General features: G+C 55.2%; 8 protein-coding genes. 5 read left to right on the top strand and 3 right to left on the bottom strand.

Going from position 1 to position 13,243, the window contains the following annotated elements:
* Positions 1-166: 166 nt before the first annotated feature.
* A complete protein-coding gene (locus RT120_RS05560; protein ID WP_312980919.1) occupies positions 167-898 on the top strand; it encodes a MerR family transcriptional regulator in 732 nt (243 codons plus the stop codon).
* A 52-nt stretch (positions 899-950) separates the two neighbouring features.
* On the opposite strand, the gene carB is transcribed toward RT120_RS05560, so the two are convergent.
* The 3 genes from carB to dapB form a co-directional block, all read right to left on the bottom strand.
* Positions 951-4,175, bottom strand: a complete 3,225-nt coding sequence (carB, locus tag RT120_RS05555; protein ID WP_312980476.1) for a carbamoyl-phosphate synthase large subunit — start codon at positions 4,173-4,175, stop codon at positions 951-953.
* Between the two features lie 16 nt (positions 4,176-4,191).
* The gene (carA, locus tag RT120_RS05550; protein ID WP_312980472.1) at positions 4,192-5,340 is read right to left on the bottom strand and encodes a glutamine-hydrolyzing carbamoyl-phosphate synthase small subunit; all 1,149 of its coding nucleotides are present in this window, start codon (positions 5,338-5,340) and stop codon (positions 4,192-4,194) included.
* A gap of 458 nt (positions 5,341-5,798) precedes the next feature.
* Entirely contained in the window at positions 5,799-6,620 is an 822-nt protein-coding gene (gene dapB / locus RT120_RS05545; RefSeq protein WP_312980468.1) for a 4-hydroxy-tetrahydrodipicolinate reductase, read from the bottom strand.
* A 669-nt stretch (positions 6,621-7,289) separates the two neighbouring features.
* On the opposite strand from dapB, the gene bcsO reads away from it, so the two are divergent.
* From bcsO to bcsB, 4 genes are read left to right on the top strand one after another with little or no spacing between them, the layout of a single operon-like run.
* Positions 7,290-7,838, top strand: coding sequence for a cellulose biosynthesis protein BcsO (gene bcsO, locus RT120_RS05540; protein WP_312980465.1), 549 nt, complete (start codon positions 7,290-7,292; stop codon positions 7,836-7,838).
* Positions 7,829-8,632 (top strand): cellulose biosynthesis protein BcsQ, encoded by an 804-nt coding sequence (gene bcsQ / locus RT120_RS05535; RefSeq protein WP_312980462.1) that lies wholly within the window; start codon positions 7,829-7,831, stop codon positions 8,630-8,632. Before bcsO ends, bcsQ begins: the two co-directional genes overlap by 10 nt.
* A gap of 18 nt (positions 8,633-8,650) precedes the next feature.
* Positions 8,651-10,765 (top strand): UDP-forming cellulose synthase catalytic subunit, encoded by a 2,115-nt coding sequence (gene bcsA, locus RT120_RS05530; protein ID WP_312980459.1) that lies wholly within the window; start codon positions 8,651-8,653, stop codon positions 10,763-10,765.
* Positions 10,762-13,236 carry a cellulose biosynthesis cyclic di-GMP-binding regulatory protein BcsB gene (gene bcsB, locus RT120_RS05525; protein ID WP_312980456.1) on the top strand — a complete coding sequence of 825 codons (2,475 nt, stop codon included), beginning with the start codon at positions 10,762-10,764 and terminating at the stop codon, positions 13,234-13,236. The genes bcsA and bcsB overlap by 4 nt, the downstream gene beginning before the upstream one ends.
* The last annotated feature ends 7 nt before the right edge of the window (positions 13,237-13,243 follow it).

Raw genomic sequence — 13,243 nt, 5'->3', positions numbered from 1 at the left:
ACGCGAGGAATCTTATTACACTCTTTAGTGCCAATTTTCATAACACCTGAGGCGGTTCGTGATAGCGAATAGAGTTCAAGGTTATACAACAGAAAATGATTTGTACAAGATGTACAAATTAGTTAGTTTGGAACATGGACGTCCCGATTTGAGTATGAGTGATTCAATGGCCTTTTACAGTATTGGCGAAGTCGCTGAACGATGCGGAATAAATCCTGTCACACTGCGCGCCTGGCAGAGACGCTATGGATTGTTCAAACCTCAGCGAAGTGAAGGTGGGCATCGTCAATTTGATGAAACAGATATTCAGCGTATCGAAGAGATAAAGCGCTGGATACAGAGCGGCGTTCCTGTAGGGAAAGTCAAAGCGCTGCTAGAAGAAAGCCAGAACATTGAGCATGACAACTGGGGATCCTATCAGGAAGAGATGATGGCCGTGTTGCGCCATGCCCGTCCCGCAAAAATCCGCGCCGCAATCTTAGCGGCAGGCCGTCAGCACTCCGCCGACGCGCTTATCGATCACATTATTATTCCCGTGCGCCAACGGCTTCGGCTCGATCAAAATACCGCCCGTGCAATTTGCAGCATGTTAGATGGCGTGCTGATTGATTACGCGGTGTCATCACTGGCAGAGTCACGCAAAAAATCGGCAAAAGAAGCGTTACTGATTGGCTGGGACTGCGACGATCGTACCCGGCTGTGGCTGGAAGCCTGGCGGCTTTCACAACGGGGATGGAATATCGACGTACTGGCGGAACCGCTGGAAGCCCCGCGCCCGGAACTGTTTCCCGGTCAGCATATCTTTGTCTGGACAGGCAAAGCCCTGTCGCTACGTCAGCAGGAACAGTTATCCCACTGGCAGGAACAGGGCTTTGATATTGCGTTCCACGGCGTTTAACACGCACCCCGTCGATTAATTAACCTCCGGGGTGCGGCTTGCGCCGTTTCACTTATTTTGTGATTTGCGCGTGCATCTCCTGTACGGAAATCACTTTTTCCTTCGCATCCGCATTCAACGCCATCGCCGTCGCGAAACCGCCGTTCAGCGTGGTGTCGTAGTGCACTTTATACTGCAACGCGCTGCGGCGAATCAGTTTGGAATCCTCAATCGCCTGGCGTCCTGCGGTGGTGTTGATGATATAGGTGTATTCGCCATTCTTGATACGGTCCTGAATGTGCGGACGGCCTTCATGCACTTTGTTCACCAGACGCGGGTTAATGCCTGCTTCGCCCAGCACAATCGCAGTACCGTGAGTGGCATCCAGTTCGAAGCCCTGCTTCAGCAGTTTCGCAGCCAGGTCCACTACGCGCTCTTTGTCGCCTTCGCGAACCGACAGCAGCGCGCGACCCGATTTCTTCATGGTCGAGTTACTGCCCAGTTGCGCTTTGGCGAACGCTTCCGCGAAGGTGCGGCCCACGCCCATCACTTCGCCGGTAGAGCGCATTTCCGGCCCTAACAGCGGGTCAACGCCCGGGAATTTGTTGAACGGCAGCACCACTTCTTTCACCGAGTAATACGGCGGAATGATCTCTTTGGTGACGCCCTGTTCAGTCAGCGTTTTGCCCGCCATCACGCGCGCCGCCACTTTCGCTAATGCCACGCCGGTAGCTTTGGAAACGAACGGTACGGTACGCGCGGCGCGTGGGTTCACTTCAATCAGGTACACTTCGTTGTCTTTCACCGCGAACTGTACGTTCATCAGACCGCGAACCTGCAACTCCATCGCCAGTTTTTGCACCTGCTGGCGCATCACGTTCTGAATATCCTGGCTCAGCGTATAAGCCGGCAGCGAACAGGCGGAGTCGCCGGAGTGGACGCCCGCCTGCTCGATATGCTCCATGATGCCGCCAATCAGCACCATTTCGCCGTCGCAGATGGCGTCCACGTCCACTTCAACCGCGTCGTCCAGGAAGCGGTCCAGCAGTACCGGCGCATCGTTGGACACGCTGACCGCGGTCAGGAAGTAACGACGCAGGTCGGATTCGTCATAGACGATTTCCATCGCACGGCCGCCCAGCACGTAGGATGGACGCACCACCAGCGGATAACCGATTTGCGCGGCTTTCTCTACCGCCTGCTCGATGGCAGTCACGGTGGCGTTGGCTGGCTGTTTCAGTTTCAGGCGATCCACCGCCTGCTGGAAGCGTTCACGGTCTTCCGCGCGGTCAATGGCGTCCGGGCTGGTGCCGATAATCGGCACGCCAGCAGCTTCTAATTCACGCGCCAGTTTCAGCGGAGTCTGGCCGCCATACTGAACGATAACGCCTTTCGGCTTCTCGATACGTACGATTTCCAGCACGTCTTCCAGGGTCACCGGTTCGAAGTAAAGGCGGTCAGAAGTATCGTAATCGGTAGAGACGGTTTCCGGGTTGCAGTTAACCATGATGGTTTCATAACCATCTTCACGCAGCGCCAGCGAGGCGTGTACGCAGCAGTAGTCAAACTCGATGCCCTGTCCGATACGGTTCGGCCCACCGCCCAGCACCATGATTTTTTCGCGATCCGGGTTCGGGCGCGATTCGCATTCATCTTCATAGGTGGAGTACATGTAGGCGGTATCGGTGGAAAACTCCGCCGCACAGGTATCCACGCGTTTGTATACCGGATGGAGCTTGTACTGTTCACGCAGCTTACGGATTTCCGATTCACGTACGCCGACCAGTTTTGCCAGGCGCGCGTCGGCGAAGCCTTTGCGCTTCAGGGTCCACATAAAATCTGCCGTCAGACCGGTGATGCCGACATCCGCCACCTGCTCTTCCAGGCGAACCAGTTCCTCGATTTGCACCAGGAACCAGCGATCAATGTTGGTCAGGTTGAATACGCCATCAACCGACAGACCGGCGCGGAAGGCGTCGGCAATGTACCAGATACGCTCGGCGCCTGCGTCTTTCAGCTCGCGGCGGATTTTGGTCAGCGCGTCCGGCTCATCCAGATTCACTTTCGGGTCAAAGCCGGTTGCACCCACTTCCAGGCCGCGCAGCGCTTTCTGCATTGACTCCTGCTGGGTGCGGCCAATCGCCATCACTTCGCCCACCGATTTCATCTGAGTCGTCAGACGGTCGTTAGCACCCGCGAATTTTTCGAAGTTAAAACGCGGGATTTTGGTGACTACATAATCGATAGACGGTTCAAACGACGCCGGAGTACGGCCGCCGGTGATGTCGTTCATCAGTTCGTCCAGGGTGTAACCCACCGCCAGTTTCGCTGCCACTTTGGCAATCGGGAAACCGGTCGCTTTCGAGGCCAGCGCAGAAGAACGCGACACACGCGGGTTCATTTCGATAACAATCAGGCGACCATTTTTCGGGTTCACCGCAAACTGCACGTTGGAGCCGCCGGTCTCCACGCCGATTTCACGCAGTACCGCCATTGAGGCGTTACGCATGATTTGGTATTCCTTATCGGTCAGGGTCTGGGCCGGGGCGACGGTGATGGAGTCACCGGTATGAATGCCCATGGCGTCGAAGTTTTCGATGGAGCAGACAATGATGCAGTTGTCGTTTTTATCGCGCACCACTTCCATCTCGTACTCTTTCCAGCCGATCAGCGATTCGTCGATCAGCAGTTCGTTGGTCGGAGAGAGATCCAGGCCACGCTCGCAAATCTCTTCAAACTCTTCGCGGTTGTAAGCGATACCGCCGCCGGTACCGCCCATAGTAAAGGACGGACGGATGATGCACGGATAACCCACATCCGCCGCGACCGCCAGCGCTTCTTCCATAGTATGCGCAATACCGGAACGCGCGGTGTCGAGGCCAATTTTCTTCATGGCGACGTCAAAACGACGGCGGTCTTCCGCTTTGTCGATAGCATCTGCGGTCGCGCCAATCATGGTGACGCCGAATTCCGCCAGCACGCCCTGACGCTCCAGTTCCAGCGCGCAGTTCAGCGCCGTCTGGCCGCCCATGGTTGGCAGCACCGCATCCGGACGTTCTTTCTCGATGATTTTACGCACCACTTCCCAGTGAATCGGCTCGATATAGGTCGCATCGGCCATTTCCGGGTCGGTCATGATGGTTGCCGGGTTGGAGTTTACCAGGATAACGCGGTAACCCTCTTCGCGCAGCGCTTTACACGCCTGGGCACCCGAGTAGTCAAATTCGCAGGCCTGGCCGATGACAATCGGACCAGCGCCAAGGATCAGGATGCTTTTTATGTCTGTACGTTTTGGCATGGCTCTTTTCTCCTGATTATTTGGCGTTCTTGCGGTACTGCTCAATTAACGCAATAAAATGGTCAAACAGCGGCGCGGCGTCGTGCGGGCCGGGGCTGGCTTCCGGGTGTCCCTGGAAGCTGAATGCCGCTTTATCGGTGCGATGGATGCCTTGCAGCGTGCCATCGAACAGGGATTTGTGGGTGATGCGCAGCGTGGCAGGCAACGTAGCTTCATCTACTGCGAAGCCGTGGTTCTGCGCGGTAATCAGCACGGTGTTGTTTTCAACGTTTTTCACCGGGTGGTTGCCACCGTGGTGGCCGAACTTCATTTTCACGGTTTTCGCACCGCTGGCCAGCGCCAGCAACTGATGCCCCAGGCAGATGCCGAATACCGGAATATCCGTTTCCAGGAAGGTTTTAATCGCCTCGATAGCGTAGTCGCACGGAGCCGGGTCGCCTGGGCCGTTGGAGAGGAAAATCCCGTCCGGGTTCATCTTCAGTACGTCAGCCGCCGGGGTCTGCGCGGGCACCACCGTCAGGCGGCAGCCGCGATCCACCAGCATACGCAGGATGTTACGCTTCACGCCGTAATCGTAAGCCACCACGTGGAACGGCAGTTCCTCGTCGGTTTTGGCTTCCGGCAAACCGTTTGTCAGTTCCCAGCTTCCCTGGGTCCAACGGTAGGGCTCGTTGGTGGTGACTTCTTTCGCCAAATCCATTCCGCTCAGGCCCGGGAAGCCTTTGGCTTTCTCCAGCGCCAGTGCGGCATCCAGATTGTCGCCAGCAATAATGCAGCCGTTCTGCGCGCCCTTCTCGCTCAGCAGGCGGGTCAGCTTGCGGGTATCCACATCAGCGATGGCCACGATATTGTGGCGCTTCAGGTAAGAAGAGAGGTCTTCGGTATTGCGGAAGTTGCTGGCAATCAGCGGCAGGTCACGAATGACGAGGCCTTGCGCATGTACCTGGGAGGATTCTTCATCTGCCGGGTTAGTACCGACATTACCAATATGGGGATAAGTGAGAGTGACAATCTGGCGGGAGTAGGAAGGATCAGTGAGGATTTCTTGATAACCGGTCATTGAAGTATTGAAAACGACTTCCCCTACTGCCGTACCTGATGCCCCTATGGCCCGACCGTAGAATTGGGTTCCGTCTTCCAGAACCAACAGCGCTGACTTAATCAAAACGTCCTCCAGGGAATAAACAGTCAATTTATCTGCATATTAATTCATTTAGTATGAATGAATCAACGCAAATACGCTTGCCCGGTGAATTTTTGGCAAACGGCGGCATTCTAAGGAGAGGATGGGCAAAAGTCTACCCTGAAAACGGGATTTTTCAGGTATTTTTGTCAACCACAGAGAAATAAAGAGGGATAAGCGCTAAAAAACCGATCAAACCTGGTCACGAAACCGATTAACAAGCGTATTAAATGTTAAATCTGCATCAGATGCCACTAAAAAGTGGACCGAATGGTCAAAATTTACAATAAAATAACACCAAACCACGAGATAACCCTGAAAAACAGCCAACTCAGCAATTTAAATACATAAACACTATAAAAAATAAAGGGTGATAAAATATCACCCTTTCAATCAATGCACTACGATTGTAATAACCACATCACGATGGGTAAAAAATACTATAAATTGTTCAAGTCCAGTACATCCCGCATATCAAAAAGGCCGTTCTTCTCAGCATTGACCCACAATGCGGAGCGAATGGCACCATTTGCAAACGTCATACGACTTGATGCCTTGTGTGTAATCTCCACGCGCTCGCCGATATCCGCAAACATCGCCGTATGTTCGCCAATAATGTCGCCTGCGCGCACGGTCGCGAATCCAATGGTGCCAGGCTGGCGTTCGCCGGTATGGCCTTCACGGGTATACACCGCGCAATCCTTAAGATCTTTGTTTAACGCATCCGCAATCGCCTCACCCATAGCTAACGCAGTGCCGGAAGGGGCATCCACTTTATGGCGGTGATGCGCTTCGATAATCTCAATGTCGGTGTAGTTGCCCATCACTTTGGCCGCTTTCTCCAGCAGTTTCAGCATCACGTTTACGCCTACGCTGAAGTTGGCGGCGAACACGATGCCGATATCCGTGCTGGCGTCGCGGATCGCCTGCTTGCCCGCTTCATCAAAACCCGTGGTGCCGATCACCATACCTTTTTGATGCGCGCGGCAAAATGCCAGGTGCTGCAATGTGCCTTCCGGACGGGTGAAATCGATAAATACGTCGAAATCGTTAACCACAGACTCAAGGCTGGACTGAACCAGCACACCTGTTTTGCCTGCGCCTGCCAGCTCTCCGGCATCGCTACCCAGCAGCGAAGAACCCTCACGCTCCAGCGCTGCGCCAAGAACTACCCCTTCCATTTGCAGCGCCGACTGAATCAGCTGCCGTCCCATACGGCCGCCTGCTCCCGCGATAGCTACGCGAACCTGTGCATCATGCATATCGTTACTCTTTATGTTTAAAAATGACCGGGTACTGAGTTTCAGGTTAACGGCTCTAAGAACGCGCTGCCAACCTAAAATACCGATGATTAGAAATTTACGTCAAAAGCATAGTGATATCAGTAAATGCCATTAATCCCTTACTCAGTGACAGGGTTAATTCACTTTTGACATTGCACCCTACTTATTATGTGGATTTGCTGTCCATTTGTTTACAGCTTCTTATGTAACGGCGTTCCTTTTAAGCACAGATACACTTTGCAGACCACGATCACATTCTTATAAAATTTTAATTCGCTAACAAACCTGTCGATAAGGCGAGGACCCATACCTGTCGGCTAAACTGTTTTTTTAAACCAAACGTTTTGATTATTGCGAAATAAAAATCCATGGAGGGTCACCCGGTTACTGCGATTTTCTGTTATCGCAAAAGGCAAAACGGTGGCGGAAAACACGCAAAAAACGATAAATTGTATCGTCTCAGTACGTAATAAATGACAAACAAAATGATAAGCCGGGTAATTATCCCTCTTGCGGAATAATAAATATTTATCAGGATCGCTCACAGATTTGATGAAATGCGACCTTTGTCTTATTGTCTGAATTAACCGTTATGCTTCCCCTGTGCGTGGAAGATGAAATAATTACTTGTAAATCATGAGCCTCTCTATGAAAAATTATGATGATTTGCAGCGTTTCAAGGATAAGACACGCACCGGCGCTATCGATTTCAAGGATATGTCGGCGCAAAGCCAGCAGCACAGCAACGGCAACTGGGCCATCATTAAACAGCTGTCGTCCGAAGGTGACGAGCAAACGTTATTTGCGCAAGGAGGCAGCGTGTCCGCCCCGGTTCCCCAGGCCGTTGATGCCAGAACCTTCGAGGCCAGCCTGACAAAACCCGCGCAAACTGAACCCAGCCCGGTCGCCAAAGCGTCGTCTATCTTTGGCAGCCTTGCTCCCGGGCAGGCTGAGCTGCGTCAAACGCCCGCGCAGCCCCCGCTGCTCTCACAGGTGCCGCCGCCGGCCTCTGCTGCCACGCCTGCACAACCCGCTTTATCACACCCTGCCGCACCGGTTAATGCCCCTGCGTCCGGGCAAACTCAACCCGTGCGATTTGATCAGTTATTTGCCACCAAAGGCGCAACGCCAACTGGGCAAAACGCGAAAGATATCCCCTTACAAACGTTGCTGGAGACGATTGCGTCATGCCGTTAGTTTGTGTTTGTTCGCCTAAAGGCGGTGTAGGAAAAACAACCGTTACGGCCAATCTGGCGTACGCGCTGGCTCGCTCGGGCAGCAAAGTCCTGGCGATTGATTTTGATGTACAAAACGCCCTGCGTTTGCATTTTGGCGTGCCGTTGTCCGATGGGCGCGGCTATGTGGCGAAAGCGGGTGAATCCGCCGACTGGAGCCAGTTTGTGCTGACGGCGGGCGGCAACGTGTTTCTGCTGCCCTATGGCGACGTGACCGAAGAGCAACGCCTGATCTTTGAACAGCACCTCGCCAGCGACCCGCATTTCCTGATGCGCGGGTTAAGCACGCTGCTGAATTATCCCGGTCTGGTGATCATCGCCGATTTCCCGCCCGGGCCGAGCCCGGCGCTGAAAGCCATGTCCCACCTGGCGGATCTGCATTTGGTGACATTGCTGGCGGATACCGCTTCCCTGTCGCTGCTGCCACACATTGAAAACCACCGTTTGATCGGTGAACCGCTGAACCACAAACAGGGTTATTACTTTGTGCTGAACCAGAGCGATAACCGCAGGAATATCAGCCGCGACGTCACCGCATTCATGCAGCAGCGGCTGGGCGAGCAGCTTATAGGCATTATTAATCGCGATGAAAGCGTATCGGAGGCGAATGCCTCGCAGCAGTCCATTTTTGATTTCAGCCCTGCTTCCGCTGCGGCATTCGATATTGAATTAATCAGTAAAAGAGTAGCAGGCCTGCTCGGCATAAATATTGGCGACGGTGCGGTTCACGCCAATCTAAAAACATCACATTTCTGACGATTACCAGGAAGGCCTATGAAGAAGGTCCTGTTTTATCTCTTGCTACTGGTGCTTGCGCCAGTAGCGGTGCTGATCATCATTACGCCCATGGATAGCCAGAAACAATATATCTTCGGTCTGGTCAGCCTTGGCATTCTTTTTTTATTAGGGTTCAGTAAAAAACACAGCATTTCCGTGGTGATGATGGTGGTCTCCGCGCTGATGTCGACGCGCTATATTTATTTCCGCGCCACCCAAACCCTGCATTTTAATTCCGAGATTGAAGCCATACTCGGCATCGGGTTATTTCTGGCGGAACTCTATATTTGGGTCATCTTATTACTCACTTACCTGCAAACCGTATTCCCGCTGAAAAGAGGGATTGTCCCGCTGCCGGATGACATCTCGACCTGGCCGACGGTAGATATTTATATCCCTTCTTATAACGAAAGCCTGGAAGTGGTGCGCGACACGGTGCTGGCAGCGCAGTGTATTGATTATCCACGCGATAAACTCAACATTTACCTGCTGGATGACGGTAAGCGCCGGGAGTTCGCGGTGTTCGCCGCCGATGTTGGCGTAGGCTATATCACCCGTAACGATAATTTTCACGCCAAAGCGGGCAACCTTAACCACGCCATGAAGCTGACAAAAGGCGAGTTGATCTGCGTCTTTGACTGTGACCACGTCGCCACGCGTATTTTTCTGCAAGCCACCGTGGGCGCGTTTTTGCAGGATCCAAAGCTGGCGTTGCTGCAAACGCCGCACTATTTCTATTCTCCCGACCCGTTCGAGCGCAACCTGTCAGGGGGTAAAAATATCCCGAACGAAGGTTCGCTGTTTTACGGCCCGATCCAGCAGGGTAACGATAACTGGAACGCCACCTTCTTCTGCGGCTCCTGTGCGGTGATCCGCCGTTCAGCGCTGGAAGAGATTGGCGGCTTCGCGGTGGAAACCGTGACCGAAGATGCTCACACAGCGCTGAAAATGCAGCGTCTGGGCTGGAAGTCAGCGTTTCTGGCGATCCCGCTGGCGGCAGGTTTAGCAACCGAGCGTCTGGTGCTGCACGTGATCCAGCGTACCCGCTGGGCGCGCGGTATGACGCAGATATTCCGCATGGATAACCCGCTGTTTGGCCGGGGGCTGACCTGGCAGCAGCGCTGTTGCTATCTGAGTGCCATGCTCTATTTCCAGTTCGCCCTGCCGCGCGTGGCGTTCTTAACCGCGCCGCTGGCCTACCTGCTGTTTAACCTGAATATCATTCACTCTTCGGCAGGGTTAATTTTCGCTTACGCCCTACCCCACCTGCTGCTAAGTATTTATCTCAACTCCCGCATGAACGGGCGTTATCGCTACAGTTTTTGGGGAGAAGTGTACGATATCGTGTTGGCGTTTCATCTGGTCCTGCCGACGGCGATCACCATGATTTTCCCGAAACGCGGCAAATTCAACGTGACTGACAAAGGCGGCCTGCTCAATATCGGCTATTTCGATTTCAGCGTGGTACGCCCGCATCTGATTGTCGCCATTTTACTCGCCATCGGCATTATTGCGGGTCTGGTCAGGGCTTTTGCCCATGACTACTTTGCGGTGGATCCGAAGGTTATCGCGCTGAACGTGGGATGGGGGATTTACAGCCTGGTGTTCCTGCTGGCGGCAATTGCCGTGGCGCGGGAAACACGCCAGACGCGTAAAACCATCCGTATCGACGTCGACGTGCCGGTGATCGTTCATTACGCCAGCGGCATCTCGTCGCGCACCCATACCCAGGACTTGTCGATGGGCGGCTGCCGTATCGTGGTGCCGGATAACCGTCATCTCACCGACGAGATTGAAGAAATCGAGTTACAGCTACAGTCCGGCGCTATCAGCATCCCGGTCAATGTGATCGGCACTGATGACGAGTTTATCCGCCTGATGTTCGAAGATATTCCGCTGTCCCGCCGCCGCGAACTGGTGCGCGTGGTACTGGCGCGCGCCGACGCGTGGATCCGTCCGCCGAAGCCGCAGGATAACCCATTCCGCTCGCTGTTTATTATTATCCGCAGCGTGTTCGACCTGTTCTGGCTGACCTGGAAATCACGCCATGAAAACCGCCGCCTGCGCGAGGAAGAGGCGCGCCGCCTCAAAGCTGAGGACACCGCTGCATGAAAAGGATGACCGTCAAAGCCTGCCAGGTTTTGCTGGCGTTATGCGTACTGACACGGACCGTACCGGCGCAGGAGCAACAGCCGGGCGCGCCAGATTTCACTGCGCCCGCCGCGACGCCAGTGGATAAGGCAGCGCCGGAGCCGTTCTCCACGCCATCACCGGACGGCGCTATGCCGTCTGACATGCCCGCGACACTCTCCCCGGAAGGGGCCGCGCCGCAAACCGACGCGCCAGAAACCACGCCGGTTCCCGCCATCCCGTTAGATTTACCGCCCCCGACCCAGGCTACTGATAACCCACCCGCCGCGCCGCAGTTAATCCCCGGCAATGCGGTTAGCGTAACGGTGGCGCAGATGGGCCAGCCGCAAGGCGTGATCCTGAGCGGCGGGCAGTTGCAGGCAGGCATCAACTTTACCCTGCCCTCTGACCAGGTGATCACCAGCGCGCAGTTAAACCTGAACCTGAAAGTCTCCCCGGATATGGCCGCGCGTAATACCACCCTGCAAATGATGATGAACGGCCAGCCGTTAGGCACCGTGCCGCTCGGTACGTCGGACAGCAATATCTCGAATTATCAACTGGAGATCCCGGCAGCGCTGGTGGTGTCGAGCAACAACATTAGCTTTAAGATCAACGACGGCGATGCCCTGCTGTGTCTGCGCGATCTCTCTGATAAATATCAGGTGACGATCATGCCGGACACGCGGCTGGATCTGGAAGGCCAGCAGTTGAATATCGGCGCGGATCTCAGCCATTTCCCGCGCCCGTTCTTTGATTCAATGCAGATGACGCCGACCACACTCACCTTCGCATTCCCGGCGAAACTGCTGCCGGAACAGGTCAGCGCGGCGGCGATTGTCGCGTCGTGGCTGGGTATCCAGGCCGACTACCGTGGGATCAATTTCGACGCGATGCGCGACAAGCTGCCGGAGAAAAACGGCATCCTGTTCGGCAAACCCGGCGATACCATCGGCGGCCTGACCATGCCGGAAACCAATACGCCCATCCTGCAAATCGTCGATAACCCGGGCAACCCGGTGTACAAGCTGCTGCTGGTTGTCGGGAATAACGACCAGCAACTGCGCGCGGCGGCATCGCGCTTAACCCGTGGCGATTTCAACGTGCAGTCGCCGTTTATGCCGGTGGACGTACAGACCATCCCCACCAGCAAACCCTATGACGCACCGCGCTGGATCGCCACCGACCGTCCGGTGCGCCTGGTGGAGCTGATGCGCCAGGATCAAAGCCTGACGGTGTCGGGGATCTGGCACGAGCCGTTGCGTGTGGCGTTCCGCGCCGCACCGGATCTGTTCCTGTGGGACGGTGAAACCATTCCGATGCAAATCGGCTACCGGTTCCCGTCGGAAAGCTGGATCGATGACGAGCGTTCCTACCTCTCCATGACCTTCAACGGCACCTTCCTGCGCAATCTGTCGGTAAATAAACAGGGTCTGCTGGAGATGCTGTGGCATAAACTGGGTGGCGACGCGCGCCAGGAGAGCGCCCGGGTGCCGCTGGAACCGTATCTGATTTACGGCGATAACCAGCTATCGCTCTATTTCAATATCGAAACCAAAGAGGCCGCGCCCTGTAGTGTGCTGCTGAATAACAACATCAAGAGCCGCATCGACGAAGATTCCTGGATTGATTTGAGCAAGACGCGGCACTTCTCGCTGCTGCCGAATCTCTCCTACTTCGTGGGCGCGTCCTTCCCGTTCACCCGGCTGGCGGATTTCTCGCAAACCGTGCTGCTGCTGCCGGAAACCCCGGCGGATAGCGAAGTCGGCACCCTGCTGGATTTGGCAGCCCGTTCCGGTATTGCGACCGGCACCGCGCTGTACCATAACCGCGTGATGTTTGGCCTGCCCTCCGGCGGTGCCAACCTGGTGCACCTGAGCCAAAGTGACGTGCTGGCGGTCTCTACCATCGACCAGAACGCCTTCAACCGCGCCGTGCTGGCGCAATCGCCGTTCACCGCCAATGAACATACCTTTGGGGTGCGCGAGCCGACAATGTGGCAGACCGCCCAGCGTTATCTCGAAGGCGACTGGACCGCATCGGGCGTTGACGCCGACCGCTACTTCTCGTCTAACGAAGCCTGGCGCGGGTTTGTGAGCTTCCGCTCCCAGTGGAACCCGTCGCGGCTGGTGGTCATGGCGATTGGCAGCAATGGCGATCAGCTTTCCCGCCTGTCTGGTGACCTGAACTCGGCGCGCATTAACGCCGGTATTCGCGGTGATGTCGCCATCATCACCGAGGAAAACGGCGTGCGCAGCTTCCGCGTCGGCCAGCAGTTCCCCAGCGGGCAGATGCCCTGGTACATGATGGTGGTGTGGTACGCCAACCAGCATTCGGCGCTGCTGGCGCTGATTGGCCTGCTGTTCGCCACCGTGATTGGTTTGAGTCTGTACGCGTTACTGAAAAAACGTGCGCATAAACGCCTTAATCCGCAGGATTACGACAGTGAGTAAAGGTGGT

It is taken from the genome of Atlantibacter sp. (assembly GCF_032062175.1).
In the GTDB taxonomy this organism is placed as follows: Bacteria; Pseudomonadota; Gammaproteobacteria; order Enterobacterales; family Enterobacteriaceae; genus Atlantibacter.
This window is presented reverse-complemented; position numbering and strand designations above follow the sequence as displayed.

Coding starts and splice junctions, on each gene's coding strand:
- carB (WP_312980476.1), bottom strand. CDS start 4,175: ATGCCAAAACGTACAGACATAAAAAGCATCCTGATCCTTGGCGCTGGT.
- dapB (WP_312980468.1), bottom strand. CDS start 6,620: ATGCATGATGCACAGGTTCGCGTAGCTATCGCGGGAGCAGGCGGCCGT.
- RT120_RS05560 (WP_312980919.1), top strand. CDS start 167: ATGGCCTTTTACAGTATTGGCGAAGTCGCTGAACGATGCGGAATAAAT.
- bcsB (WP_312980456.1), top strand. CDS start 10,762: ATGAAAAGGATGACCGTCAAAGCCTGCCAGGTTTTGCTGGCGTTATGC.
- bcsA (WP_312980459.1), top strand. CDS start 8,651: ATGAAGAAGGTCCTGTTTTATCTCTTGCTACTGGTGCTTGCGCCAGTA.
- bcsO (WP_312980465.1), top strand. CDS start 7,290: ATGAAAAATTATGATGATTTGCAGCGTTTCAAGGATAAGACACGCACC.
- bcsQ (WP_312980462.1), top strand. CDS start 7,829: ATGCCGTTAGTTTGTGTTTGTTCGCCTAAAGGCGGTGTAGGAAAAACA.